This is a genomic window from Photorhabdus stackebrandtii, assembly GCF_011189495.1.
Taxonomy (GTDB): Bacteria; Pseudomonadota; Gammaproteobacteria; order Enterobacterales; family Enterobacteriaceae; genus Photorhabdus; species Photorhabdus khanii.
The window spans coordinates 145,037-170,818 of sequence record NZ_PUJV01000005.1; the positions used below are offsets into that span (position 1 = coordinate 145,037).

A 25,782-nucleotide genomic window follows, 5' to 3' on the forward strand; every position below is an offset into this window, starting at 1 on the left:
TGTGGCAAAGAATTATTACAATATTACACTGGCTCTGGCGGGAATTTGCCAGTCAAGTCGTCTGGTACAACAACTTGCTCACGAAAACCAGTGTGATACCGACGCTGTTGCAACTATGGTTAATAGCATTCTGAACACTAACCCGTCATCTGTTTTAGATGTGTTTGGCAATCATGAACGCAACCTGAAAATTGGTCTGGATGCCATGCCAGGAATGTTCAATGGCTCTAACAGCCGTCTTTCTGCCGATCTTACCCGCTATATGTTAAGCCTTATGGTACTGGAGCGCCGCCTGAGTAAAAATCAGGACGCTTCCGACGCACTTGGCAACCGCATTGGTCAGTTAGAGCGCCAACAGACTTATTTTGAACCCATGTCAGAAGGCATGTTCAATGCGTTGGCCGGTATTTATGTTGATGTTATCAGCCCATTAGGTCCAAGGATCCAGGTGACAGGTTCCCCTGATGTTCTGCGCAATCCACTTGTACAAGCGAAAGTCCGGGCTATTCTACTGGCAGGGGTCCGTTGTGCTGTCTTATGGCAGCAAGTTGGCGGTAGTCGCTGGCAATTAATGTTTTCTCGTCAACGCCTGCTCCAACAGGCGAAAGATATTCTTGCTCATTGTTAAATAAAATCCGGGAGTTGCTACCAATGGAATTATCCTCACTGACTGCTGTTTCTCCGATTGATGGCCGTTACGGCGACAAAGTCAGCGTATTACGTGCCATTTTTAGTGAGTTTGGCTTATTGAAATTCCGCACGCAGGTTGAAGTACGTTGGCTGCAAAAACTGGCAGAATGTGCTGAAATTAAAGAAGTTCCGGCTTTTGATACGGACGCAAACGCTTACCTGAATGAAATTATCGCAAATTTCAGTGAACAGGATGCAATGCGTATCAAAACGATCGAACGCACGACTAACCACGATGTCAAAGCAGTGGAATATTTTCTCAAAGAGAAAGTTGCAGACGTTCCGGCACTGCATAAAGTTGCCGAGTTTATTCACTTTGCCTGTACTTCTGAAGATATTAACAATCTGTCTTATGCGCTGATGCTGAAAACAGCCCGTGAAGAAGTAATTTTGCCACAATGGCGCCAGATGATTGACGCCATTAAAAAAATGGCGGCTGAATATCGGGACTTGCCGCTGTTGTCCCGTACTCACGGTCAACCTGCTACGCCTTCCACGGTGGGTAAAGAGTTTGCTAACGTTGCTCACAGGATGGAACGCCAGTATCGCCAACTGGAACAAACTGAAATATTAGGCAAAATCAATGGCGCAGTGGGTAACTATAATGCCCATATAGCTGCTTACCCGCAAGTTGACTGGCACCAATTCAGTGAAACATTTGTGACTTCACTGGGCATCAGATGGAATCCCTACACGACTCAAATCGAACCTCATGACTATATTGCTGAATTGTTCGATTCCATCGCTCGTTTCAATACGATTCTGCTCGATTTTAACCGTGACATTTGGGGTTATATCGCACTCAACCATTTTAAACAGAAAACGGTTGCCGGCGAAATTGGTTCTTCCACCATGCCGCATAAAGTCAATCCAATTGATTTTGAAAACTCTGAAGGTAATCTGGGGCTGGCAAATGCCGTATTAGGCCATCTGGCAAGCAAGTTACCGGTTTCCCGTTGGCAGCGTGATCTGACTGACTCAACCGTATTACGTAACCTGGGCGTTGGTCTGGGATATGCTCTGATTGCTTACCAATCTACAATGAAAGGCTTAAATAAGCTGGAAGTCAATGAACAGAATCTACTGGATGAGCTGGATAAAAATTGGGAAGTCCTTGCTGAACCTATCCAGACCGTCATGCGTCGCTACGGTATCGAAAAGCCTTATGAGAAACTGAAAGAACTTACTCGTGGTAAACGCGTCAATGCTGAAGGGATGAAAACCTTTATTGATGGGCTGGATTTACCTGAAGAAGAGAAAATACGCCTAAAAGCAATGACGCCGGCTAATTATATTGGCCGCGCAATCACACTGGTTGATGAATTAAAGTAATTGATATTCCACAGACGGATAAAGACTGCTGACAAACCTCGTTGAAAATGACGAGGTATTGCTCTGATTTTGTACCTGTGTGTGGCTGTTATCCGGGATTATCCCGGCTGCAATAGCGAATAGCAGGATGAAAAGGATAGACGGCGGTAAGATAAATTAAAAGATAACTCATGGCTCTGACCACCGGGTTGGTCAGCAACCTGAGACGAATAAAATATCCGTTTATTTCTATCCTTTTATAAACCAATTCCAAACACACATTGAAGTTATATTCTATATTTCTACTTGATGACTTGCTGTTACAGATCCATATATCTAACATATTCAGCCAGGCCCATTGCATTGCATTTTTTACCGGCAATTTTGTCTATATAACAGTTTGAGTAAATTGATTATTACAATACTGCCAGTTGGCGTTTTAGAAGGAATATTCCATGCGAATATTGATCGTTGAAGACAACATGCTGTTGCGTCATCATTTGACAGTACAGCTTCGTGACACAGGCCATCTGGTTGATGCTGCAGCAAATGCCAAAGAAGCCGATTACTATCTGGCAGAAAGTGAACCCGATATTGCTATTGTTGATCTTGGTTTGCCCGGAGAAGATGGTTTGAGTCTGATCCGTCGCTGGCGCCAAAAAGATGAAAAACTCCCCATTCTTGTTCTGACAGCCCGTGAAAGCTGGCAAGAAAAAGTCACCGTTCTTGATGCAGGGGCAGATGACTATGTCACCAAGCCATTTCATCTTGAAGAAATTATTGCCCGGATGCAGGCACTCCTGCGCCGTAATAATGGGTTAGTTTCTCAGGTTATTGAATTTCCCCCCTTCCGAATTGATCTGTCACGCAAAGAATTAACGGTACATGGTGAAAATGTCAAACTAACAGCGTTTGAATACCGGATTATTGAAATACTGATGTGTAATAGTGACAAAGTAGTTACTAAAGATTCATTAATGCGCCAGTTATATCCCGATGCTGAACTACGCGAAGGCCATTCCATTGATGTCTTAATCGGTCGGTTAAGAAAGAAAATACAAGATATATGGCCTTATGAAGCTATCGTAACTGTCCGTGGTCAAGGCTATCGCTTTGATGTATAAAGCTTTGATGGGTAAAACAGTGCTGAAGCACAAAAAGAAACCTTTCTCACTCCGTACCCGGTTTTTAATGGCGACTGCTGCCGTTATTCTGGCGCTGACAATGTCTTACGGTATTGTTGCCATTGTCGGTTACCTGGTCAGTTTTGATAAAACCGCTTATACACTGCTACGCAGTCAGAGTAACCTGTTTTTCAGTCTTGCCCAGTGGAATAACAATAAACTGGATATTTCAGTCCCCCCCAATTTCACATTAAACAACCCATCACTGGTTCTGATTTACAACAACAAAGGGACTATCCTCTGGCGTCAACGTCATCTCCCGAAAGTAGAGAACTCGATTCCAAGTGAATGGTTAAAGGAAGATGGTTTATATGATCTGGATACCAACCTGAAAAATAGCCGGGATTTGTTAAAAGATTCGGCCAATATGCAAGGGCAATTAGGTAAACTTAACGCTCTCGACGAAAATGAAGACAATGAGCTAACCCACTCCGTTTCTGTTAACAGATACAGTGCGACAGACCATCTGCCGGAGTTGACCATTGTCGTCATTGATACTATTCCACAGGATTTACAAAAAACAGTTCTGGTGTGGGAATGGTTCGGCTACGTATTGATTGCCAATCTGATTCTGGTCATTCCCTTAATCTGGCTGGCGGCACACTGGAGTTTGCGACCGATTAAATCGCTGATTCATCAGGTCAGCTCGCTGGAGAAAGGTGAACGGGAAAAACTGGACGAAAACCCACCTACCGAGCTGCGTGGATTGGTGCGTAACCTTAATGTGTTGCTCAATAATGAACGCAACCGCTATACAAAATACCGGACAACGCTGGCTGATCTGACACACAGCCTGAAAACCCCACTGGCTGTTTTGCAATCAACTCTCCGTTCTTTACGCAACAGTAAGCAAATGACTATTCAACAGGCCGAACCCATCATGCTTGAGCAAATCAGCCGTATTTCTCAGCAAATAGGCTATTACCTGCACCGGGCCAGTATGCGCAGCGAACACAGTACTATTATGCGGAAAGTTTCTTCTGTTCCTGCTTTATTGGATAGCCTGTGCAGCGCTTTAACAAAAGTCTATCAACGCAAGGGGGTCAGCCTCACGTTAGATGTATCGCCGGAGATCACCTGGCTTGGTGAAAAAAATGATTTTATGGAAGTCATGGGCAATGTGCTGGAAAATGCCTGTAAATATTGCCTTAAATTTGTCGAGATCTCAGTCACTATTGATCACGATTCGGTGATGATTACTGTCGATGACGACGGCCCAGGCGTTCCAATTGACAAACGGGAAATAATTTTTCAACGGGGCCAGCGTGTCGATACCTTGCAGCCTGGTCAAGGGCTTGGGTTATCAATTGCTTCTGAAATTATTGAACAATATACCGGTGATATCAGTATCAGTAACAGCCCACTCGGCGGTGCCAGAATTTGCGTCATATTCCGGTGTCAGCAAATTAATGATGACGATTAAATGACTGCTCTCCACTCTGGATATCTCCGCCCGCATTGGACGAAGGTTTACGGCTATTTTTGCTAAATATGCCTATGCAGTCTGATACTCGATTTAACTAATTCGTTATAATATCCTGAAACTCACTTCACACTCAGGATGTCACTATGGACTATCAGTTGAATCTGGACTGGCAGGCGTTTTTGCAAAATCACTGGCAAAAACGCCCTTTACTGATTAAACAAGGCTTCCGTCAATTCATTGATCCACTTACTCCCGATGAACTGGCAGGTTTGGCTATGGAGAATGAAGTTGACTGCCGTCTGGTCAGCCAGAAAAATGGCCGTTGGGATGTCTCTCATGGTCCATTCGAAAGTTACGATCATTTAAGTGAACAGGATTGGTCACTGCTGGTACAAGCGGTTAATCACTGGCATCATCCTTCCGCGGCATTAATGCAACCATTCCGCGTGTTATCTGACTGGCGGATGGACGATCTCATGGTTTCCTTCTCTGTTCCCGGTGGGGGTGTTGGCCCGCATCTCGACCAATATGATGTGTTTATCATTCAAGGAATGGGTCGCCGTCGTTGGTGTGTTGGCGAAAAGATCCCCATGAAACAGCACTGCCCTCATCCCGATTTATTACAGGTCGATCCATTTAACGCCATTATTGATGAAGAGATGGAACCCGGTGATATTCTCTATATTCCACCTGGGTTTCCGCATGAAGGTTATGCCATTGAAGATTCACTGAATTATTCAGTTGGTTTCCGTGCGCCCAATTCCCGCGAACTGTTCAGCAGTTTTGCCGATTATGTGCTGGCTAATGATTTAGGCAGCTATCGCTATAGCGATCCTGATCTGACTTTCCGCGAAAACCCGGCACGGGTCCAACTACATGAACTATCCGCGCTACACACAATGATGAACGAATTATTAGCGCAACCTGAAATTTTCCAACAATGGTTTGGTGAATTCATCTCTCAGTCCCGGCATGAACTTGATATTGCCCCACCAGAACCTCCCTATGAAAGTGATGAAATTTATGAATTAATGAAACAAGGTGAAAATCTCCACCGCCTTAACGGATTACGCGTTATAAGAATTGGTGATCAGTGCTTTGTTAACGGTGAATTAATAGATACACCTCATATTAAAGCAGCTGATGTTCTTTGCCACTATTATGAAATTAATGCAGAAATGCTGGGTGAAGCGATAGATGATGTGCGTTTTATCAGACTGCTCACGGCATTGGTAAACAGTGGCTACTGGTACTTTAATGATTAATGTATCACCACAAAAGGTGACCCTTTAAATAATTCTGTGTCACTTCTCACCCGGTTATTACCTCACTGCCTTTTAATCAGATCTTCCGATTAAGAGGCAGTTCTCGAAAAGTTGTATTAATCGTGATTGCTTTAATCATCGTTCATACCCACCATTTATAAGCCAGGTCACCTCCACGTAAATGCAAAAACTTGTGGTGCCAGGATTTGCATTAATCTCTGTTCAAATTAATCAATAGTGTAAAACTCCTGAATTTCTCTCAACTTTTTTGGACAACAGTGCTGTCAACTCAGCAATACGCATGACAACACTCACAGCTTGCTCCATTCCCTCCAATGAAACAAATTCATGCTTACCATGATAATTATACCCTCCCATGAATATATTCGGGCAAGGCAAGCCACGAAATGACCATTGTGCCCCATCAGTACCACCACGAATGGGTTTAATAATGGGATCAATGTCACAATCCAACATCGCCTGTTTGGCAATCTCAATAACATGCGGGTATTTGATAACTTCATCATGCATATTGTAATAATTGTCATCGATAGTCAGTTCGATATAACAATCGGGATGTAATCCCTCACCGGCTTTTTCCGCAATTTTGATCATCTTCTTTTTACGTTCTTCGAAACTATTCCGATCAAAATCACGAATAATATAGTGCATTTCGGCACGTTCCACCGTACCTTTAATACGTTGCAGATGGTAGAAACCTTCATATCCGTCGGTATGTTCCGGTGTTTCTTCCGCTGGCAACTCCTGATGAATACGGATTGCCAGCGATAAGGCATTGATCATGACATCTTTAGCATTACCAGGATGAACATTGTTGCCAACAATCTTGACTGTTACCACCGCCGCATTGAAGTTTTCAAACGCCAGTTCACCCACACCACCACCATCTACGGTATATGCCCACTCAGCATCAAATGAATTAATATCAAAATAGCGTGCTCCCTTACCTGTCTCTTCATCAGGTGTAAACGCTATCCGAATATCACCATGTAAAATATTGCTGTTTTTCAGGCGAACCATTGCGGTAATGATTTCTGCGATACCCGCTTTATCATCAGCACCAAGCAGCGTTTTGCCATCTGTAGTAATCAATGTTTTCCCCAACATGCTATGCAATACAGGAAACATGACTGGCGATAGCACTTCATCACCAACCCCCAGAGCAATCTCACCACCCCGGTAATCTTCCAGCATTTGTGGGCTGACATTTTTTCCAGGAAAATCTGACGAAGTATCAAGATGAGCAATAAAACCGATAGCCGGTACAGGCCATGGTGTATTGGCAGGTAATGTTGCCATAACACAACCATAATCATTCTGAATCACATTGGAAAAACCCAGCTCAATCAATTCTTGTTTCAGCGCTTTGGCCAGTTCAAGCTGACCATCACTGCTGGGAATAGTTTTCACTGACGGCTTTGACTGAGTATCAAAAGATATATATTTTAAAAAACGCTCTAGTAGTCTGTCCATTATTCTCTTCCCCCAGGAACCTGACAGCCCATTATGAGGAAGAGAAACAGAATAATTATTGCGTCAAGTCAGCTTTAAATTCTTTTATCTTATTAATTAATCTTCGGACATACTCATCCACTATCTTACTGGCTGGTCCATAATGCTTTTCATCAAACAGACTCTCTACCTGACTCGGCTCCAGATTCAGCTCTACTGTGTGTGCCCCTGCCAGTTTAGCTTCATGCACAAATCCAGCCGCAGGATAAACATGCCCAGAGGTACCGATAGCAATAAAAATATCCGCCTGAGCCAGTGCAGAGTAGATTTGCTCCATAGCAAAAGGCATTTCACCAAACCAAACAATATGCGGACGCAACGGTGATGGAAACTGACAACAATGGCAACGTTCATCAGTTGTCAGAGGACCTGTCCACTCGAACACTTGTCCGGATTGACAGCAACGGACTTTGAATAACTCACCATGCATATGCACAGTACGATAGCTGCCCGCCCTCTCATGAAGATTATCGATATTCTGGGTAATCAGCAGAAGATGATCGCCAAGCTCATTTTCCAGTGCCGCCAAAGCATAATGCGCCGCATTCGGGTTTATTTCCGGTTGCTGAAGTTGATGACGCCGGGCGTTATAAAATGCCTGTACCAATTCTGGATCTCTCTGAAAACCTTCAGGTGTAGCAACATCTTCCACCCGATGTTCTTCCCACAACCCATCAGAGGAGCGGAAAGTCCGAATACCCGATTCAGCCGAAATACCCGCACCAGTCAATACCACTACATAAGGTTTTTTCATATTCAGTGCCAATCGATTATCCCTATAGAAAATTCGGCTACGAAACCTTTGATGCCGCAAACGCTTAACCTTACGAAACCGACCAAGCCGACGACGAACACGCATATGATTTCCTTTAATAAGATTTCTCAATACTGTTTAGGTTTCTATTTTTTATACCATAGCGCCTTTGTTGAGTTCATGCCAATAACAGGTTTATTATTTCCCACTTAAAATCCGCGCCGGATCAAGCCCACTTGCCCGCCTTGCCGGATACCAACTTGCCAGTAAACTCAGAATCAAAGCCGTCGCCAGAACAGACAGAACATCCATGCTATGTAGCTCAGATGGCAGGAAATCAATGAAATAAACATCACCAGAAAGAAATTGATGGCCGATCAGTTTTTCCAGACCATGAATCAAGGCCGTCAGATTCAGTGATGCCAACACGCCGACTACCGCGCCGGCAATACTGCCTACCATACCCGCCAGTAATCCATACCAGAGAAAAACCGCTCTGATTTGCCCATCTTTCGCGCCAAGGGTTCGCAAGATAGCGATATCACTGCTTTTATCTTTTACCGCCATAACCAGCGTAGAAACGATATTAAAACATGCCACGCCAATCACCAGAATCATCGCCAGATACATAATGCCGCGTACCATCTGAATATCCTGATACATATAACCGTAATTTCTTATCCAACTACTGATATAGACATATTCTTGTGATGCTTCACCGGCAGCTCTTACCCGTTGATCAGCGGCAAACACATCATCAACCTTGATCGCAATGCCGGTGATCCCCTGGTCATAATCCAAATATTGCTGTGCATCAGCCAAAGGAATCAAAGCCAGGCTATGATCAAGTAAGCCACTTAGCTGAAAAATTCCACTAACCTGTAAACGGATCCGCTTTGGTTGCAATAGTTTCATTTCTGGATCACTGTTCGGGATCATGACAGTCAGCCAATCGCCCTGCTTAACCTTCAAAGCATTAGCAACCCCCTGCCCAAGAATGACCTGTTGATGACCTGCCTGAAAGTTTTGCCATGCATTACCTTGTACAAACTGTGGTAATGAACTGACCTGAGCCTCAGTGACTAAATCAACACCTTTCACCTGAACAGCATGTAAGCTGGCACCTTTTTCCATTAATCCGGTAAAAGTAATATAAGGTGAAGCAGCCACTACGCCGGTTGTGTTTTTTACCCGTTCCAATGCTGGCCGCCACTGCTCAAAAGGCTGATTGACCGCATAGATTTCACCATGAGGAACGACAGAAAGGATCCGGTTTCTCAATTCCCGTTCAAAACCATTCATGGCACTCAGACCAATAATCAGAACAGCGACACCAAGCATAATCCCCAGCGTAGAAATCACTGAAATCAGGGATACCATTCCACCCCGGCGACGCCCCCGGCTAAATCGCAGAGCCGTGACTAAAGAGAGAGGCAAATTCGCCATTACAATGCCCCCGCCAGGGTCAATTTATCCTGTAAATAACCATCCCGCATTTCCACCTGACGATTCAATCTGCCAGCCAGTGTCAAATCATGGGTGACAACCAGAAATGCTGTGCCTTGCTGTCTGTTAAGTTCGCCCAATAATTCAAAAACGCTATCTGCATTACGTAAATCAAGGTTACCGGTAGGTTCATCAGCCAAAACTAAAGACGGCTCATTAACCAAGGCCCTGGCAATCGCCACTCGCTGGCGCTCACCCCCTGATAATTCTGACGGGCGGTGATGGGCCCGTTTTTCCAGACCAACAGCCGCCAACATTTCCAATGCTTTCTTTTGTGCCTGACTGCGGTTCTTTCCGCCAATCAGCAGTGGCATCGCCACATTCTCTATTGCGTTAAAATCAGGCAACAAATGGTGAAACTGATAAATAAAACCCAATTCATGGTTGCGCAGTGCTGCTCTGGCTTTGGCAGACATTTTATTCAAAGAGTGCCCTTTAAAAAGGACTTCACCGGAGGTCGGTGTATCCAATCCACCAAGCAAATGCAGCAGCGTACTCTTACCTGAGCCGGAACTCCCCACAATCGCCATCATTTCACCCGGTTTGATAGCAAAAGCGACATTTTTCAGCACTTCGGTCAGTACTTGCCCTTCCTGATATTTTTTACATAAGTCATTACACAGCAGTAATGGTTGATTATTCATAACGCAAAGCCTCAGCAGGTTGAATGGCAGCAGCACGCCAGGAAGGATATAACGTAGATAACAAGGCGATTACCATCGCTGAAATTGCAATTGTGGCTACCTGTAATGGCTCAATCGCAACAGGCAATTCAACACCCAAGGTCAACAGGCCAACCAACGGCATTAAGTTATTAAGCTGGCTGGTAAGCAAAACACCAAGCCCGGTTCCCACTAATGTACCGATAATCCCGGCACCCGCTCCCTGGATCATAAAAACGGTCATAATCTGACGACGTACCAGCCCCTGTGTTTGCAAAATCGCCACTTCACTCTGCTTTTCCATCACCAGCAAACCAAGCGAAGTAATGATATTGAATGCAGCCACAGCAATAATCAGACTTAACAGTAAACCCATCATGTTTTTTTCCATCCTGACAGCCTGGAAAAATTCACCTTTACGTTCGCGCCAATCTTTCCACAACAACCCTTCTGGCATGGTTTGTAAGCTCAAACTATCTACAGCCAAGGGTTCTGTGAGATAGAGACGCCAGCCGGTGATGTTACCCTGCGGATAACGCATCAGACGAGCCGCATCTTGCTGATTAACCAGAACCTGTGTGCCGTCTACTTCACTGTTAGAAGCAAAAGTACCCACAATGGTAAACAGGCGCTGACTGGGAATACGCCCCATCGGTGTCAATTGGCTGGCCCCCGGCACCATGAAGCGGACTCGATCACCACGCTTTATCCCAAGCTCCCTGGCCAGTTTTTCGCCCAAAATCGCATTATAGCTGCCGGGTTCAAGTTGCTGACGATAAGTGCTGATCAGATATTCCGTCAGCGGCTCATATTCATCAGAAGTGGTACCCAACATCACGCCCACACCGACATTGCGGGGGCTTTGTAATACGACATCTCCCATCACCAAAGGTGTAATCCTGCTAACTTGTTTCAAATCCGCAAGCTCGCTGGCCGGATGTTTTTCCGGATCCAGAGAACCCTTCACCGACGTCACAACAGCCTGTGGCATAAAACCAAGAATACTGGTTTCCAGTGAACGCTCAAAACCATTCATCACGGACAGTACTGTAATTAATGCAGCAACACCGAGAGTAATACCAATTGCCGACAGCCATGAAACAAACCGGCCAAATCTGTCAGCCGCACGGCCACGCATATACCGCAAACCTATAAATAATGAGACAGATTGAAACATGAAATCTGTTACTCCCCTGTTGCCAAAGCAAAGTGTTCGGGGATAATAAAGGGTAGCTATACTTTATGGAACCACCAACGCCCGGATCTGTGGTTTTTTTTATTTTCTCTCAACCTGCCAGCGTATTTACTTTAAGACCATTATGCGTCGAAAATCTGTTGGGAATGGACTGAATCATAGAGAACACATTAACGCTTATGTCCTCAAAATACCGTTATGAACTTCCTAAACGCCGCGGTGATAGCCGCCAGTTAGGCCAACTTACTGGCGCCGCTTATGCTGTAGAGTGTGCTGAAATTGTCGAACGCCATCAAGGCCCTGTGGTACTGATAACCAAGGATATGCAAAACGCTCTACGTCTGCATGATGAAATCCATCAGTTTACCGATTGTCCTATTGATCTCCTTTCTGACTGGGAAACATTGCCGTATGACAGTTTTTCTCCTCATCAGGAAATTATTTCCAATCGCCTGTCCACACTCTACCGTCTGCCAACAATGACCAAAGGTGTTTTAATCCTGCCGATAAATACCTTAATGCAACGGGTTTGCCCGCATGAGTTTCTGCACGGGCATGCGCTGGTTATGTGCAAAAGTCAGAGGCTTTCGCGGGATAAACTGCGTACTGAATTGGAACAAGCGGGCTATCGCAGTGTTGAACAAGTTCTTGAACATGGCGAATTTGCTACCCGTGGCGCACTGCTTGATCTTTTTCCAATGGGGAGCGAGCACCCTTATCGTATTGATTTTTTCGATGATGAAATTGATAGTCTGCGAATTTTCGATGTTGACAGCCAACGCACGCTGACCGAAGTCAAGCAAATCAACTTACTGCCTGCTCATGAATTCCCAACGGATAAAGAGACGATTGAACTGTTTCGTAGCCAGTGGCGGGAACGTTTTGAAGTCCGTCGTGACGGTGAACATATTTATCAGCAGGTCAGTAAAGGGACATTACCGGCAGGGATAGAATACTGGCAACCCCTGTTTTTCAACCAGCCCTTACCTTCGCTATTTGATTATCTGCCAGACAACACCTTGATTATCAATCAAGAGATAAACCCCTCCGCAGAACGTTTCTGGCAAGATGCTCAACAACGTTTTGAGAGCCGTAAAGTTGACCCCATGCGTCCTCTCTTACCACCGGAAGAACTTTGGCTTCCGGCTGATAAGCTATTCTCAGAACTCAAAAACTGGCCCCGCATTCAACTCAAAACAGAAGAGTTCAGTAAAAAAGCCAGCCACATCAATCTTGATTATCAGCGACTGCCGGATCTCGCCGTGGTTACACAACATAAGGCACCGCTGGATAAGCTTCGCCGTTTCCTTGAACAGTTCACTGGCCGCGTTATTTTCTCCGTTGAGAGTGAAGGCCGAAAAGAAACGTTGCAAGAATTGTTGTCACGAATAAAGATTAAACCAATTAAAATCAGCAAATTACATGAAGCACAACAATCAGGCCACTTTTTAATGATTGGTGCGGCTGAACATGGTTTTATTGATGCAAAGAATGCGCTTGCTCTGATCTGTGAAAGTGACATGCTCGGTGAGCGTGTTGTTCGCCGCCGTCAGGATACCCGCCGCACGATCAATACAGATACCCTGATCCGTAACCTTGCAGAATTACACCCCAGTCAGCCAGTGGTTCATCTGGAACATGGTGTTGGCCGTTATCAGGGGTTAACCACTCTGGAAGCAGGGGGGATCAAGGCTGAATATCTGATCCTGAGTTATGCCGGTAACGACAAACTCTATGTTCCGGTGTCTTCCCTGCATCTGATTAGCCGCTACGCAGGTGGCGCAGATGAAAATGCGCCATTACATAAATTGGGCGGAGAGGCATGGAGCAAGGCCCGCCAGAAAGCAGCCGAAAAAGTACGCGATGTGGCTGCGGAGTTGCTTGATATTTATGCCCACCGCACCGTAAAACCAGGGTTTGCTTTCAAACATGATTGGGAACAATACCAACTGTTTTGTCAAAGCTTTCCATTTGAAACTACGCCAGACCAAGAGCAAGCGATTAACGCTGTTCTCAATGATATGTGTCAACCCGTGGCGATGGATCGCCTGGTTTGCGGTGATGTCGGATTTGGTAAAACCGAAGTTGCGATGCGCTCTGCATTTCTGGCCGTCCATAATGACAAGCAAGTAGCGGTATTGGTTCCGACAACTCTTCTGGCTCAACAACATTTTGATAATTTCCGTGACCGTTTTGCTAATTGGCCGGTACGTATTGAAATGATATCCCGTTTCCGCAGTGCGAAAGAGCAGCAGCAAGTTGTTGAAATGGCGACTGAAGGTAAAGTCGATATTATTATCGGTACTCATAAATTGCTGCAAAGTGGCCTGCGCTGGAAAGATCTTGGTTTATTAATTGTCGATGAGGAACACCGGTTTGGTGTTCGCCACAAAGAACAAATTAAAGCTATGCGCACCGATGTGGATATTCTGACTCTTACCGCAACCCCTATTCCCCGAACGCTCAATATGGCAATGAGTAGTATGCGAGATCTCTCGATCATTTCGACACCACCCGCCCGTCGCCTGGCGGTCAAAACGTTCGTACGCGAGTATGACAGCCTGGTTGTTCGGGAGGCGATGTTGCGTGAAATTTTGCGCGGTGGTCAAGTCTACTACCTCTATAATGATGTTGAAAATATTGAGAAAGCGAAACTGCGCCTCGAAGAGTTAGTACCAGAAGCACGGATCGCCGTTGGTCATGGGCAAATGCGTGAACGGGATTTGGAACGGGTGATGACCGATTTTCATCATCAGCGGTTTAATGTCCTGATTTGCACCACCATTATTGAGACAGGCATTGATATTCCCAGTGCCAATACCATCATTATTGAACGTGCTGACCATTTCGGCCTGGCTCAATTGCATCAACTGCGAGGACGTGTCGGACGCTCTCATCATCAGGCTTATGCTTATCTTCTAACGCCACATCCGAAAGCCATGACAATCGATGCGCACAAACGTCTGGAAGCAATCGCCTCCCTTGAAGATTTGGGCGCTGGTTTCGCACTGGCAACCCATGACCTTGAGATCCGCGGAGCCGGTGAGCTTCTCGGTGAAGAACAAAGTGGCCAGATGACAACGATTGGCTTCACACTCTATATGGAGCTACTGGAAAGTGCTGTCAATGCATTAAAAGCAGGTCGTGAACCTTCACTTGAAGACTTGGTGAATAGCCAAACGGACGTTGAATTGCGTACGCCTGTTTTACTGCCTGATAATTATATTCCTGATGTCAATATGCGTTTATCTTTCTATAAACGCATTGCCAGCGCCAGAAACGCATCAGAATTGGCAGAATTAAAGGTTGAACTGGTAGACCGGTTCGGCACATTACCTGCTCCTGGGCGCCATTTATTACAATCAGCGGCAATTCGCTTATCCGCTCAGAAATTAGGGATTAAGCGCATAGAAGCCCATGAAAAGGGCGGTTTCATCGAATTTAGTGAAAAAAATAAAGTTGATCCAACTTATCTGATCAGCCTGTTACAGAAACAACCTGAAATTTACCGGCTGGATGGCCCAGCTAAACTGAAATTCATTACTGACCTGAACGAGAGGATGGTACGTCTGGACTTTATTCAGCAGTTACTGAGTACTTTTGAACACCATCAAGTGAGTTTCTAAGCTATTTTTTACTTCCCCTGTGATTGATTATCAGTCCGTGGGGAAGTGCTGTGATTTACTCATTAATATTTATTTTGAAATAACAATCATGCCGCAATATTCGTATGGAATCGGGAATATTGCCTGATTGAATGAAAGATAAATCCAATTTTCCCAAAATAATAGCCAAATGAGTTGTACTCATAATAACAGATTATATTATCAACCTTATATATTAGTTTACTTTTTTAACTTAAATCCTATTTCTCTTGTTACAATCATAAAAATTACTTATGCAATTCATGTATTTCATAACCAGAAATAATATATTAGGTAAAATAAAGATATACCCTACTCGTCTTAATTTACGATAAATTTAAAAAAATCGTTAACATAAAATCGTGCAACAACCTCATTTCACTTACCCGACTTAACCTTAGTAGTATCTAATCAAAGTGATCGTACCAGTTATATAAGACTCTAATAACCTAGGAAAACTGTGCCTTATTGGAACAGTCAATCAAATATATTGATTGACTATAAAAATCATATTCAAACATATTGTTTGTTAGAAAATAAATTATTATTTATTCCTAAATATTATATCATATTTTAATTGCACTATTTTACACTGCGTCTATACCAATTAGTTAAACTCGTATTTATCTATTTTTAAGAAGCAAAGAATGGATATTTATGACAAGAATGAGAAATAGTCATTATGCAAAGCATTACTTACAATAACGTTACTTCTGATAGTGTTTCTTCTAGCAATATTTCCATGCAAATTCTACATGAGTTGTTACAATACCGCAGGCGTCTTACCGACTCAGAAAGAGATTTAGCGCAAGAAGAAGCGCTTGTTAAAAGCGTACAGTTACCCAGAATTGCATATTTCATCAGGAATAAAAAACCTATCGAATTTATTTTGCCGGCATTCCCAACAAAATCACCAAATAAAAATAAAGTGCTTGGTACTGTTCCCGATATGGCAGAACGCTTATCTTTGACTTTTCTTAATTCTCTATGCCAGCGTATACAGCTTTATTATCCTCCTGGCGCCCGTATTATTATCTGTTCCGATGGGCATGTTTTCGGTGATCTCATTCGTGTCAATGATGAAGTTATCAGTCAATATCATGAAGATATTAAACAATTAATCAATGAGATGGGTGCTATAAACTTAAGTACATTTAATCTCAATGACGACAAGAACCTCTGCGAGCATAGTGATGATTTCGATTTACAGAGGCATATGTTAGTAAAACATTACGCTCGATCTGAGGAATCCATTAAAAACCAACTGTTGCAAAACAGTGATGGATTGCAATTGTATCGCGCGGTTACCCGTTTTTTATATGAAGACAGCTTATTACCCGGCTATACCGGCTCAAATAATGCCCTGCAAAAAGACGCCAAACAGAGAGCTATCGGTGTTATTCAGCGGAGTTGGGCATGGGGAAGTTTATTAGATACGCATTTCCCAGAAGCCATACGTCTGTCTATTCATCCTCAGCCAGCAGACAGCATTAAACTCGGTATTCATATGATGCCAACCAGGGATGATTGGTTAACCCCTTGGCACGGTGTCGCAGCCAATGTAAATGGGCAGTTCATATTAATGAAACATAAAGAAGTTCAGATGATGGGCGGAAAATTGGTAAATATTCATGGAAAACCCAGCCATTATGTAATTTAAAGGAAAATGACTATGACAGATTTAAATAAATTTCAGACAGAAGAAATGGCGCCTTTTGGCCTGAAGATTACACCACAATATTCTGACCAGCATATTGATACGCTATCGGTAGAAGAATTAAAACAACTGATTAAAAAATATCATTTGCTTATATTACGTGGCTTCAAATCTGACTTATCTGATCACGAAAAATATGAAGATTATGCCCGTGATTGGGGAGAAATAATGATGTGGCCGTTTGGTGCTGTTTTAGATGTCCGTGAACATCAGGATGCGACCGATCACGTATTTGATAACAGTTATATGCCGCTTCATTGGGATGGCATGTATAAACCGACAATTCCCGAGTTTATTATGTTCCACTGTGCACATGCGCCAGATGGTGACCAAGGAGGTAGAACAACCTTCGTCAATACCCGCCTTGTGGTTGCTAATGCGACTCAGCAACAATTAGAACAATGGAAAAATATATCTGTCACTTACCGCATTAATAAAGTCACTCATTATGGTGGAGAAGTCCATTCGCCTTTATTGGAAAAACATCCGGATGGAAATGGATTTGTTATCAGATATAATGAGCCAGCGACAGATGGTGAGAAATTCCTGAATAAACATGCTATTGAGTATCATAATATCAATCCTGAGCAAGTAGCAGAATTTCAACAGGATTTTATCAATACACTATACGATAAACGTCATCTATATGCTCATTCATGGCAAAAAGGCGACTTGGTGATTGTGGACAATTTTTCTCTGCTACATGGCCGTGAAGGATTTACGTCTAAATCAGAACGACATTTGCAGAGAATCCATATTCAATCTGATCCTGTCTTTAACAATCAAGCATTAATCACATAAAAAGAGCTAGAAAGATCCATTATTTTGACTCCCGTTGTAGTATGCTCGTCACTCTGCCACTACAATGTAGCTAACAGCTAAAACAGATATAAATATGTTGGGAGTCAATCATGATCCGCCCTTTTGACACACAGGATATGGATACTATTCTGGATATCTGGCTATCAGCATCGTTGATTGCCCATCATTTCATTGATGCTGATTTCTGGAAAAGCAAAACAGATGACATGCGCAATATCTATATCCCATCATCAGAAACCTATGTATATGAAGAACAAAATTCCGTGAAAGGTTTTCTCAGCCTATACGAAAACAGTATTGCTGCCATCTTCGTTTCACCATCAGCGCAAGGAAGAGGTATCGGTAAGCAGCTGATCAGCTATGCGAAAAATTTACGAAATAAACTGGAGTTAGAGGTTTATTGCCAAAATAAAAATTCTATCAGTTTCTATCTTAGCTGCGGCTTCGTAAAAAAAGGAGAAATAATCGATAAAAACACAGATAGCCCCGCATTATTCATGGAGTATATTCATACCTGATTTTATTAATTAAAATCAGCCGCTCATCTTAAGAGAGATAACCCCAACACGAATAGAATTATAAATTCAACTTAAAATCACATTCAGTAATAATCAATATAGATAATACATCCACTATCTAACAACATAGTGGACTAAGAAATAATAATAATATGAAATACCCATTTGTAGTTATACTAAGGAGGCAATTAACCAAAGAGGAGAATGACAATGTCTATATCCCTTGAGTACTTTCAATCTGCAAAATTTGACGGTAATCTATATCTTAAATGTCATGGTGAAATAAGTGACAACATAGAAATAAAATACACACTAATAAATTCAGACACAAAAGATATATATGAATACTATAGTGACGATAATCAATTAGCCTGTTTTATCTCACTTAAACCCGCAAATTACACAATAGAAACCACTATCATTGAGAATGGAAAAGTAATTAAAACACTTCCACGAGAAAATATAGAAATAAAAGAGTCAGACTTTCTATTTGATATAGATAGAGAAATAGATGAAATCATTAGAGATGAAAGCAATAATATTCATTATCCATTACCTAAACAAACACCGTTTGAAGATAACATTGTTTCTTTAAAAGGAAACAATCATATCCAAAATGATAACTTGAAGTACAATCTTGAAATCATGTTTTCTCCGGATGGATTAAAGAGATTAGCAGCCGAAAAAACACATTTATTACCGATTTTTAATGCATTTAAACATAAAATAGAGATAAAACCTGTTTTTAATAAAGAAAACTTAGATAAAAAGAACTGGAAAACCAAAGAATTTAATAAATTAATTCACCTTTATAAAATAGATGCTGATATTAATCATTCTGATTTAGTCAAGTTAGCCGATGAATTGGAAAAACTGGATTATATCGAGTTTTGCTCTCTCACTCCCGTTTTAAAATATCTTCCGCCACCTCCTCAGATTTTATCCGAAACAGAAGAGGTAATTGCCGAATTTGATTCTAATATTATTACACCCGATTTTTCACATCTACAAGGATATTTAGACGAATACAGTGGGATGAATATCAGAAACGCTTGGGCGACGGGTTATAAAGGTCAGGGTATCACCGTGCACCATCTTGATTTTGGTGTTTACAGAAACCATGAAGATTTAGTTGGTAATATTACGGTTATCAACAGCCGCCCGGAAATACAAGACTGTAACCACGGTACAGCCTCCACCGGCTGTATTGCAGCAAAGGATAATGGATTTGGTGTAACCGGTATCGCTCACAAGTGTCATTTCCGTTTTTATGATATTACTGATTTTGACAGAATAATATATAGCTTTTCGCCGGGAGATATTATTAGTTTAAATATTCAAATTGTCGCTAATAATAGATATTATCCTTTTACTTATATTAAATCTAATTGGCAGAAAATAAAAAGCTGTGCTGACGCAGGTGCAATTATTATCTTCTCTGCCGGTAATAGCGGTATTAATTTAGCCTATGATTTCACCTTCCCTAATTATGGCGACCACGGCGGTATTATGATTGGTGCTTGTACATCAATTAATGGATACAGATTAGGTTTTTCCAATCATAATCTCTATACCAGTTTAAATTCCTGGGGTGAGAATGTCACAACCACCGGATATTCAAATTTACAGCATCTGCCAGGAAATAATAGAAACTACACTCGTAGTTATAATGGGACATCCAGTGCAACACCTTTAGTTTCTGGTGCATTAGCTCTCATTCAATCCTATATTAAATTAAAATATCATAAATATTTTAATTGCCAACAAATAGCAACACTGGTTAAAAATAGTGGTTATTTAACAGGAGAACCACAGGGAATTGGCTCACGCCCGAATGTCGCGAATGCGTTCAAATTAATTGATCGCCTGTTTTCTTAATTAACGTAAATTATTTCAAACTAAAAAAGTGATGCTTTATCAAGGCCACCCATTATTTCACAGGGTGGCCTTATATCGATTAAATGATTAATGCAATTTTAATCGCGGACGGATCACACGGTTAATTCCACCGACCAACATCATCAAACCAGTTTTAATATAACCATGCAAAGCGACCTGATGCATACGATATAAAGAAATATAGACAGCACGCGCCACACGCCCTTCAATCATCATTGAACCGCGCATTAAGTTACCCATCAGACTACCAACCGTACTGAATTTCGATAATGAAACCAGAGAACCATGATCTTTGTAGATATATTCTTTTAACGGTTGGTCATTCAACAACGCCATAATATTGCTATGGCAACGGCTGGCCATTTGGTGAGCCGCCTGCGCCCTTGGAGGAACAAAACCCCCCTCTTTCTTCGCACATGATGCACAATCACCAATAGCAAAAATATGGTCATCAAATGTCGTTTGCAGCGTTGGCTTCACCACCAGTTGATTAATTCGGTTAGTTTCAAGACCGGCAATATCTTTCATAAAATCAGGTGCTTTGATACCCGCCGCCCATACCATGAGATCCGCTTTAATCAATTCACCCTCTTTGGTATTCAATCCCTGCTCATCAGCACTGGTTACCATAGTTTTGGTCAATACATGAACGCCAAGTTTTGTCAGCTCCTGATGCGCCGCAGCAGAAATACGTGCCGGCAATGCAGGCAAAATACGCTCACCCGCTTCTACCAAGGTAACATTCAATGCTTCCGAGTTCAGCCCCTCAAAACCATAGCTGTTAAGCTGTCTTACCGCATTATGTAACTCAGCAGATAACTCAACACCTGTTGCTCCACCACCAACAATAGCAATATTAACTTTATCTTGCTGACCACAACTTGCAGAATATTTAAGAAACAGATTCAACATTTCATTATGAAAACGGTGAGCCTGCTGTGGGTTATCCAAGAAGATGCAGTGCTCTTTCACCCCTTGCGTACTAAAATCATTAGATTTACTGCCCAGAGCCATAACCAAAATGTCATAACTCAGCTCACGTTCAGGAACCAATACCTCGTTATATTCATCCCGGATTTCAGCCAAAGAAATCTTTTTGGTGTCACGATGAATATCAGTCAACGTGCCTAATTGAAAACTGAAATAGTGATTACGGGCGTGAGCCAAATAACTCAACGCATCAACCCCATCGTCAAGTGATCCTGTCGCGACTTCATGTAATAACGGCTTCCATAAATGACTTTGGTCACGGTCCACCAACACAATTTCTGCTTTCTTCTTGCGCCCCAGCTTATGCCCCAAACTGGTTGCCAGTTCCAAACCACCAGCACCTCCACCAATGATCACAATTCTTTTCTTTGGTGTTGACATGACTACTCCACTAAAAATGTAAATCAAATGTTACCTAAGGATATTGTTTCAATATCCTTAGGTAACATTTAGTTTGAAATAAATAATTGATGTGATAGTTCCAGAATACCACGGCCGGTTAGTTGGTCATACCAAAATTGAACAACAGCAAATTCTTTTGAATAAATAAACATCAATCACAAAAATTGTCAATTTATTTTCAGTTGGTTCGATTCAGTTCATATTTATCTTATTTTTCTGTTTACATAAGAAATAAAATATGCTTTATAAAAATCAGTCTTAAAAAAGCTGATATTGGGGAAACGCCAGAAGTAGGCTTCCAGGATAGCCAAATGTTTCACTCTGATAAGTAAATGCGGATTTAAGATATCTTTATCAATTATCGTGCACAACACTGCCATTTCTCATGTAAAACCGTTAATGCTTTATTAGCCTGCTGCCAGCGTTTTGAATCCTTTAGCTCATTCAAACTGAATTGACCGCCCTGATGGTACAATTCCAATACTTTCTCTGCTTTGGTCTGAGGCAAATTATCAAGCACACTGACCGCCCCATCACGGTTATTACACACCAAGATCATGTCACAACCTGCATTCAGCGCAGCCTGCCCGCGTTCGGCGTAACTGCCCATAATCGCCGCGCCCTCCATAGAGAGGTCATCCGAAAATATCACTCCATTAAAACCCAATTGCTGACGCAGTACCGATTTCAACCAATATGACGATCCGCTGGCAGGATGCTTATCCACCTGAGAATAGATCACATGAGCCGGCATAATCGCATCCAACAAATTACGCTGGATAAAATCACGGAAAATAGACATATCATGATGGCAAATAACGTCCAGCGGACGATCATCGTGGGGCGTTTCTTTATGAGAATCAGCATTAACAGCACCATGCCCCGGAAAATGCTTACCCGTCGATTTCATACCGGCAGAATGCATTCCTTTAATAAATTGCTCAGCCATCATCTTGACCTGCTCAGGGTTTTCATGGAATGAACGTTCACCAATAGCCACACATTGATGACCTAAATCCAAAACAGGCGCAAAACTGATGTCGATATCCATTGCAATCATTTCAGACGCCATCAGCCAACCCGCTTCTTCCGCCAATTTAATGCCATTGAAATTATCATTCAATCCAGCAAAAGACTGAGCCGCAGGTAAACAGGTAAACCCTTCACGAAAACGCTGAACTCTGCCACCTTCCTGATCAACAGCAATCACAAGACGATGACGAGATGCCTGACGAATTTGACGTATCAATTCACGTAATTGTTCGACATTATGAAAATTGCGGGTAAATAGAATTAAACCGCCCACTAATGGATGTTGCAAAATTTCCTTTTCTTCATTATCGAGCTCATAACTGACAACATCTAACATTACCGGACCCATAACACATTCCTCACTTGTATTCGTGTGCTGCAATTAATGCAGCGTAATAGAATTTAAAACGTTAGACCAAAAGAGAGGCGCAACGGTTGCGCTAATTCTAAAAATTGTGGATCACCGCTCTGCTTCCAACGCACTTCAAACCACATCAAAATCATATAGTCAACCCAAGGTTGCCAACGTTTAATCTGACGCGCCAATAATGTTCGATCCCGGTATCCTGATGGCTGACTGCAATAGCAGTGCAAAAAAACCTGTTGCTGTGGCTCACCCCAATGATTAGTACGAAACAGTGTCGCTAACGCAAACCCGATATCAGTATCAGCTGCATATTCCCAGTCAATGAGTTTCAGCCCCTGAGGCGTATTAAGCAAATTATCGCAATGAACATCCATATGCACAGGTGATAATTTTAGTATTGAAGGCATCGAAGACGATATAAACCGTTTATGCAACCACAACCAACGAGGAGTAAGACGCGCTTTATCAATTTGCAACCAGTAGCTTTCTAACTGATGCCGTAGTTGAAGCGGATAACCGAATAGCGGCTGATGATGCAAAGTGGTCAATAACGCCGCCAGTTTTTGCAGAAAATCAGGCTGAGAAAACGCATTTTTCTCAATAACATGACCAGGCAGCCATTCCAATAACAACCAATGAGGATCTATTGCAATGACTTGCGGAGCAATTTTTGTCTGGCTGAGATGACGCAGGATGGCGTTTTCACGCTGACGGTTAACGCCAAGCTGCTTCCCCTGCTGCCACTGCCTGCGGCCGACAATATGATATTCGCCATCGGTAGCATAATAGCTTTCATTTGTCAGGCCATTTAACGGCCTTATCTTCCAGCTGCTTGCTATTGTATAAGGCCATTGCCTGCATAACGCTCGCAATAAACAATCTTGATTACTTAACGTCACCGTGCCCTGACCAAAGAATCTCACCTGTCTGTACTATCATCAGCTGCATGACAATATCACGCTTATCACTATTACCTGAAACGATAGAATAGAGAACATAATCCGCATTTAAGTAACGAGCCAGACCAATCGCTTTGCTGCGTAATCCCAGACTATCTTCCTCAGACAAGCCCAAAGATTGGCGGGCGCTCTGTACCTGATTTTGCGGTACTAATTCAAAAATACCCTTGCTACTGACGGTTTGACGCAAAACATCAGTTGCTTGCATAGTTTGCAACACACCATTGGTATTATTCTTTACTGTATCAACTAACAGTAACTTGCCGTTTCCCAGCCCATTCGCCTTAACCATTTGCTCTATCAATGGTTGCACAGTCCCTTCCCAATCAATTTCGCGCACTTTAGGTAACTCTGGAACTTTTTCAGGTGGTGGCGTCGGTTCCGTTGGGGGCACCGGTATAACCGGCGTAGGAGGCTCAGGCTGCTGCAGAGGCAAGGATGGACAACCAGCCAGAAACATAACCGATAGTGCTACAAAAACAATTCTTTTCATCAATTTATTCCAATTACAGAGTTTAAAGAAACCGATAAGTTTCTGCTGTGTCACCAGTAATCTATATCAGTTCAACCCCAGTAATACATCAATAGCATCTATTTAAAAATCGAGATATCCGGGACCATTCTGAGAAAAATACCCCCGAATATCTGTATATACTGTATAAGTTAATTTTGGTATTTCATATTTACTTCAACAGTAACGGCCCCAAATGGCAACCGCCAACCAGATGCATATGAATATGGTAAACCTCCTGTCCCGCATGACGGTTACAGTTCATAATCAAACGATACCCATCTTCAGCAATACCTTCCTGCTCAGCAATTTTTGCTGCAACCGTCATCATTCGTCCCAACGCGGCTTCATGCTCTGCCTTAACATCGTTCACCGTTGGGATAAGAACATTGGGAACAATCAGAATATGAGTCGGTGCTTGTGGAGAAATATCGCGGAATGCAGTAACCAGATCATCCTGATAAACAATATCAGAAGGTATTTCGCGACGAATAATTTTACTGAAAATAGTTTCTTCTGCCATCACATTTTCCTTTTAATTCACATGATAAGAGATATATGAGCGCTTACAAACCACAAGTTCAAGTTGATAAATCAAATTCTGCATACATCAACATGAAATAGATCGCAAAAATTCCGCGTGGTAACTTGAGCCAGTTCCTCAATACTCACACCTTTGAGCACAGCCATATATTCCGCAACATCACGCACGTATGCAGGCTGGTTTTCTTTGCCACGATGCGGCACCGGTGCAAGATAAGGAGAATCGGTTTCAATCAGAATACGATCCAACGGTACATATCTTGCTGCTTCACGAATTTGCTCCGCATTACGGAAAGTCACAATACCGGAGAACGAAATATAGAAGCCTAAATCCAATAATTCTCTGGCGGTATCTTTATCCTCAGTAAAACAATGCAAAACACCACCACATTCTTGTGCCTGTTCTTCACGCAATACCAGCAAAGTATCATCACGGGCACTGCGGGTATGAACAATAACGGGCTTATTGAGTTTACGTCCAATACGAATATGTTCACGAAACGAGGTTCGTTGTAGTTCAGCATTATCCTGCTGATAATAGTAATCCAGCCCAGTTTCACCCAATGCGACAACTTCATTCCCGGCAGCTAAACGTGCCAGCTCATCAAAATCATAGCCTTCATCCAGATTAAGCGGATGAATACCACAGGAAAAGACGATATTTTCCCGCTCACCGATCAGAGTTTTCATTTGCCGGAAACCAGGTAGCGTAGTCGCTACTGCCAGCATAAATTTAACCTCCCGATCCGCCGCTTTTGCGACAACATCATCTACATTTTTATGTAGTTTTTCATAATCAAGACAATCAAGATGACAATGCGAATCCACTAACAACATATTAAACTCGTATAC

21 protein-coding genes are annotated in these 25,782 nt (G+C 42.5%); 10 read left to right on the plus strand and 11 right to left on the minus strand.

Annotated elements, in window-relative coordinates:
- Nucleotide 1 precedes the first annotated feature (1 nt).
- From hflD to C5470_RS06245, 5 genes are all read left to right on the plus strand, one after another.
- Nucleotides 2–628: a high frequency lysogenization protein HflD gene (gene hflD / locus C5470_RS06225; protein ID WP_166286856.1), complete on the plus strand. Its 627-nt coding sequence runs from the start codon at nucleotides 2–4 to the stop codon at nucleotides 626–628.
- Between the two features lie 23 nt (nucleotides 629–651).
- Entirely contained in the window at nucleotides 652–2,022 is a 1,371-nt protein-coding gene (gene purB, locus C5470_RS06230) for an adenylosuccinate lyase (RefSeq protein ID WP_166286858.1), read from the plus strand.
- 434 nt (nucleotides 2,023–2,456) lie between these two features.
- Entirely contained in the window at nucleotides 2,457–3,125 is a 669-nt protein-coding gene (gene phoP, locus C5470_RS06235) for a two-component system response regulator PhoP (RefSeq protein WP_166286860.1), read from the plus strand.
- Between the two features lie 19 nt (nucleotides 3,126–3,144).
- Nucleotides 3,145–4,608: a two-component system sensor histidine kinase PhoQ gene (gene phoQ, locus C5470_RS06240; protein WP_166286981.1), complete on the plus strand. Its 1,464-nt coding sequence runs from the start codon at nucleotides 3,145–3,147 to the stop codon at nucleotides 4,606–4,608.
- Nucleotides 4,609–4,754: 146 nt separating this feature from the next.
- Nucleotides 4,755–5,876: a ribosomal protein uL16 3-hydroxylase gene (locus tag C5470_RS06245; RefSeq protein WP_166286862.1), complete on the plus strand. Its 1,122-nt coding sequence runs from the start codon at nucleotides 4,755–4,757 to the stop codon at nucleotides 5,874–5,876.
- 231 nt (nucleotides 5,877–6,107) lie between these two features.
- On the opposite strand, the gene pepT is transcribed toward C5470_RS06245, so the two are convergent.
- The 5 genes from pepT to lolC form a co-directional block, all read right to left on the minus strand.
- Entirely contained in the window at nucleotides 6,108–7,370 is a 1,263-nt protein-coding gene (gene pepT / locus C5470_RS06250; protein WP_166286864.1) for a peptidase T, read from the minus strand.
- A 55-nt stretch (nucleotides 7,371–7,425) separates the two neighbouring features.
- Nucleotides 7,426–8,268 (minus strand): Sir2 family NAD+-dependent deacetylase, encoded by an 843-nt coding sequence (gene cobB, locus C5470_RS06255; protein ID WP_166286866.1) that lies wholly within the window; start codon nucleotides 8,266–8,268, stop codon nucleotides 7,426–7,428.
- A gap of 93 nt (nucleotides 8,269–8,361) precedes the next feature.
- On the minus strand, nucleotides 8,362–9,609 hold the full coding sequence (lolE, locus tag C5470_RS06260; protein ID WP_166286868.1) for a lipoprotein-releasing ABC transporter permease subunit LolE: 1,248 nt from the start codon (nucleotides 9,607–9,609) through the stop codon (nucleotides 8,362–8,364).
- A complete protein-coding gene (lolD, locus tag C5470_RS06265) occupies nucleotides 9,609–10,313 on the minus strand; it encodes a lipoprotein-releasing ABC transporter ATP-binding protein LolD (protein ID WP_036849253.1) in 705 nt (234 codons plus the stop codon). The genes lolE and lolD overlap by 1 nt, the downstream gene beginning before the upstream one ends.
- On the minus strand, nucleotides 10,306–11,508 hold the full coding sequence (gene lolC, locus C5470_RS06270; RefSeq protein ID WP_166286870.1) for a lipoprotein-releasing ABC transporter permease subunit LolC: 1,203 nt from the start codon (nucleotides 11,506–11,508) through the stop codon (nucleotides 10,306–10,308). The genes lolD and lolC overlap by 8 nt, the downstream gene beginning before the upstream one ends.
- A gap of 197 nt (nucleotides 11,509–11,705) precedes the next feature.
- Here lolC and mfd point away from each other — a divergent pair, with 197 nt between their 5' ends.
- The 5 genes from mfd (at nucleotide 11,706) to C5470_RS06295 (ending at nucleotide 20,105) form a co-directional block, all read left to right on the plus strand.
- Entirely contained in the window at nucleotides 11,706–15,152 is a 3,447-nt protein-coding gene (gene mfd / locus C5470_RS06275) for a transcription-repair coupling factor (protein WP_166286872.1), read from the plus strand.
- A 700-nt stretch (nucleotides 15,153–15,852) separates the two neighbouring features.
- Nucleotides 15,853–16,830 carry an L-tyrosine isonitrile synthase gene (gene pvcA / locus C5470_RS06280; RefSeq protein WP_166286874.1) on the plus strand — a complete coding sequence of 326 codons (978 nt, stop codon included), beginning with the start codon at nucleotides 15,853–15,855 and terminating at the stop codon, nucleotides 16,828–16,830.
- 12 nt (nucleotides 16,831–16,842) lie between these two features.
- Nucleotides 16,843–17,688 carry a TauD/TfdA dioxygenase family protein gene (locus tag C5470_RS06285; RefSeq protein WP_166286876.1) on the plus strand — a complete coding sequence of 282 codons (846 nt, stop codon included), beginning with the start codon at nucleotides 16,843–16,845 and terminating at the stop codon, nucleotides 17,686–17,688.
- Between the two features lie 110 nt (nucleotides 17,689–17,798).
- Nucleotides 17,799–18,227, plus strand: a complete 429-nt coding sequence (locus tag C5470_RS06290) for an N-acetyltransferase (protein ID WP_166286878.1) — start codon at nucleotides 17,799–17,801, stop codon at nucleotides 18,225–18,227.
- A gap of 210 nt (nucleotides 18,228–18,437) precedes the next feature.
- Nucleotides 18,438–20,105 (plus strand): S8 family peptidase, encoded by a 1,668-nt coding sequence (locus C5470_RS06295; RefSeq protein WP_166286880.1) that lies wholly within the window; start codon nucleotides 18,438–18,440, stop codon nucleotides 20,103–20,105.
- A gap of 87 nt (nucleotides 20,106–20,192) precedes the next feature.
- Here C5470_RS06295 and C5470_RS06300 read toward each other — a convergent pair whose 3' ends face one another.
- From C5470_RS06300 to C5470_RS06325, 6 genes are all read right to left on the minus strand, one after another.
- Nucleotides 20,193–21,497, minus strand: a complete 1,305-nt coding sequence (locus C5470_RS06300) for an NAD(P)/FAD-dependent oxidoreductase (RefSeq protein WP_166286882.1) — start codon at nucleotides 21,495–21,497, stop codon at nucleotides 20,193–20,195.
- Between the two features lie 379 nt (nucleotides 21,498–21,876).
- Complete coding sequence (gene nagZ, locus C5470_RS06305; protein ID WP_166286884.1) at nucleotides 21,877–22,899, minus strand: beta-N-acetylhexosaminidase; 1,023 nt, start codon at nucleotides 22,897–22,899, stop codon at nucleotides 21,877–21,879.
- Nucleotides 22,900–22,952: 53 nt separating this feature from the next.
- Complete coding sequence (gene thiK, locus C5470_RS06310; protein WP_166286886.1) at nucleotides 22,953–23,816, minus strand: thiamine kinase; 864 nt, start codon at nucleotides 23,814–23,816, stop codon at nucleotides 22,953–22,955.
- Nucleotides 23,803–24,369 carry a penicillin-binding protein activator LpoB gene (gene lpoB / locus C5470_RS06315; protein ID WP_166286888.1) on the minus strand — a complete coding sequence of 189 codons (567 nt, stop codon included), beginning with the start codon at nucleotides 24,367–24,369 and terminating at the stop codon, nucleotides 23,803–23,805. Before lpoB ends, thiK begins: the two co-directional genes overlap by 14 nt.
- 190 nt (nucleotides 24,370–24,559) lie before the next feature.
- Nucleotides 24,560–24,910, minus strand: a complete 351-nt coding sequence (gene hinT, locus C5470_RS06320) for a purine nucleoside phosphoramidase (RefSeq protein ID WP_166286890.1) — start codon at nucleotides 24,908–24,910, stop codon at nucleotides 24,560–24,562.
- 71 nt (nucleotides 24,911–24,981) lie between these two features.
- Complete coding sequence (locus C5470_RS06325; RefSeq protein WP_166286892.1) at nucleotides 24,982–25,767, minus strand: metal-dependent hydrolase; 786 nt, start codon at nucleotides 25,765–25,767, stop codon at nucleotides 24,982–24,984.
- Between the last annotated feature and the right edge of the window lie 15 nt (nucleotides 25,768–25,782).

Bases quoted from the DNA above. Each gene is read 5' to 3' on its own strand.
- C5470_RS06300 (WP_166286882.1), bottom strand. From the start codon at position 21,497: ATGTCAACACCAAAGAAAAGAATTGTGATCATTGGTGGAGGTGCTGGT.
- purB (WP_166286858.1), top strand. From the start codon at position 652: ATGGAATTATCCTCACTGACTGCTGTTTCTCCGATTGATGGCCGTTAC.
- lolD (WP_036849253.1), bottom strand. From the start codon at position 10,313: ATGAATAATCAACCATTACTGCTGTGTAATGACTTATGTAAAAAATAT.
- cobB (WP_166286866.1), bottom strand. From the start codon at position 8,268: ATGCGTGTTCGTCGTCGGCTTGGTCGGTTTCGTAAGGTTAAGCGTTTG.
- nagZ (WP_166286884.1), bottom strand. From the start codon at position 22,899: ATGGGTCCGGTAATGTTAGATGTTGTCAGTTATGAGCTCGATAATGAA.
- C5470_RS06325 (WP_166286892.1), bottom strand. From the start codon at position 25,767: ATGTTGTTAGTGGATTCGCATTGTCATCTTGATTGTCTTGATTATGAA.
- pvcA (WP_166286874.1), top strand. From the start codon at position 15,853: ATGCAAAGCATTACTTACAATAACGTTACTTCTGATAGTGTTTCTTCT.
- C5470_RS06290 (WP_166286878.1), top strand. From the start codon at position 17,799: ATGATCCGCCCTTTTGACACACAGGATATGGATACTATTCTGGATATC.
- lolC (WP_166286870.1), bottom strand. From the start codon at position 11,508: ATGTTTCAATCTGTCTCATTATTTATAGGTTTGCGGTATATGCGTGGC.
- lolE (WP_166286868.1), bottom strand. From the start codon at position 9,609: ATGGCGAATTTGCCTCTCTCTTTAGTCACGGCTCTGCGATTTAGCCGG.
- phoP (WP_166286860.1), top strand. From the start codon at position 2,457: ATGCGAATATTGATCGTTGAAGACAACATGCTGTTGCGTCATCATTTG.
- C5470_RS06285 (WP_166286876.1), top strand. From the start codon at position 16,843: ATGACAGATTTAAATAAATTTCAGACAGAAGAAATGGCGCCTTTTGGC.
- C5470_RS06245 (WP_166286862.1), top strand. From the start codon at position 4,755: ATGGACTATCAGTTGAATCTGGACTGGCAGGCGTTTTTGCAAAATCAC.
- C5470_RS06295 (WP_166286880.1), top strand. From the start codon at position 18,438: ATGTCTATATCCCTTGAGTACTTTCAATCTGCAAAATTTGACGGTAAT.
- lpoB (WP_166286888.1), bottom strand. From the start codon at position 24,369: ATGAAAAGAATTGTTTTTGTAGCACTATCGGTTATGTTTCTGGCTGGT.
- mfd (WP_166286872.1), top strand. From the start codon at position 11,706: ATGTCCTCAAAATACCGTTATGAACTTCCTAAACGCCGCGGTGATAGC.
- hinT (WP_166286890.1), bottom strand. From the start codon at position 24,910: ATGGCAGAAGAAACTATTTTCAGTAAAATTATTCGTCGCGAAATACCT.
- pepT (WP_166286864.1), bottom strand. From the start codon at position 7,370: ATGGACAGACTACTAGAGCGTTTTTTAAAATATATATCTTTTGATACT.